Annotated in this window: 1 protein-coding gene; it reads left to right on the top strand. The window is 62.9% G+C overall.

The window, feature by feature from the left end; all coding sequences use genetic code 11:
• Window positions 1–103: 103 nt before the first annotated feature.
• Window positions 104–1,300 carry an IS256 family transposase gene (locus AC1Q5P_RS21885; protein ID WP_492520024.1) on the top strand — a complete coding sequence of 399 codons (1,197 nt, stop codon included), beginning with the start codon at window positions 104–106 and terminating at the stop codon, window positions 1,298–1,300.
• Window positions 1,301–1,356: the final 56 nt, after the last annotated feature.

The raw sequence follows: 1,356 nt of genomic DNA, 5'->3' as shown, positions 1-1,356 counted from the left end.
GGTAGTGCCCCGCGGGGTGGTGTAGGAAGCTGCCTTGGATGAGGTGGCCATCGCCGATCTTCGGTAGGGTTCGGATGCGAACTCGAACCTGGAGAAGACGACGATGACCGATGCCAAGATGGCCCTGCTCGAGCTGGTTGAGCAAGAGGCGGATGCGGATCTCGTGCGCGAGATGCTGGCGTTTGCCGCTGAGCGCATGATGGATCTGGAGATCGAGGCGAAGACGGGCGCGCCGGTCGGCAGCCGCTCACCCGAGCGCCTCAATCACCGTAATGGCTATCGCAAGCGTGCCTGGGACACGCGTGCAGGGCGGATCGAGTTGGCGATCCCCAAGCTGAGAAAGGGAAGCTACTTTCCAAGCTTCCTGGAGCCGCGCCGTACGGCGGAGAAGGCGTTGGTAGCGGTAATCCAGGAGGCCTACATTCAAGGGATCTCGACACGATCGGTCGACGATCTGGTCAAGGCCATGGGCGGCACTGGCGTTTCGAAGAGTCAGGTCAGCCGGTTGATCACCGAGATCGACGAACGGGTGAACGCCTTCCTCAATCGCCCGATCGAAGGCGAGTGGCCCTACCTGTGGATCGACGCCACGTACCTGAAGGAGCGTGAGGGCGGACGGATCGTCTCGACGGCGGTAATAGTGGCAGTGGGCGTCAACATGCTCGGCAAGCGCGAAGTGCTCGGGGTCGCGAGCGGCCCATCCGAGGCCGAAACTTTCTGGAAAAGTTTCCTGCGCTCGCTCGCCGATCGCGGCCTGCGCGGCGTGAAGCTCGTCATCTCCGACGATCACAAGGGGCTGCGCGGCGCCGCAGGCAAGGTCTTCCATGCAACCCAGCAGCGCTGCCGCGTGCACTGGATGCGCAATGCGCTGGCGCATGTCGGCCCCAAACAACGACCCGCTGTGGTCGCCATGCTCAAGACGATCTTCGCCCAGGAGAGCTCCGAAGCCGCACACGAGCAGTGGCACCACGTCGCCGATGCCCTGCGTGAACGATACGAGAAGCTTGCCATCATGATGGACGGATCTCGCGAAGAGGTGCTCGCCTACATGGCGTTTCCCAAGGAGCACTGGGCACAGATCTCGTCGACAAACCCGCTCGAGCGCGTCAACAAGGAGATCAAGCGGCGGGCCGATGTCATCGGCATCTTTCCCAACACCGCAGCCGTCATCCGCCTCGTCGGCGCGCTCATGCTGGAGCAAAATGACGAGTGGTCGGTGTCGCGCCGCTACATGACGCTGGAAACGATCGGCACGTTGAGCGATAATCCGCGCATCAGCCTGCCGGCACTGGCAGCCTGATCATCCTCGGCCCTGCCGAGGATCGGTGTTCCTACACCACGCCGTGGGACACTACC

Source organism: Novosphingobium sp. GW835-FHT14H07, assembly GCF_058793515.1.
Note: the sequence above shows the minus strand (reverse complement) of the source record. Positions and strands in the feature narration are given on the sequence as shown.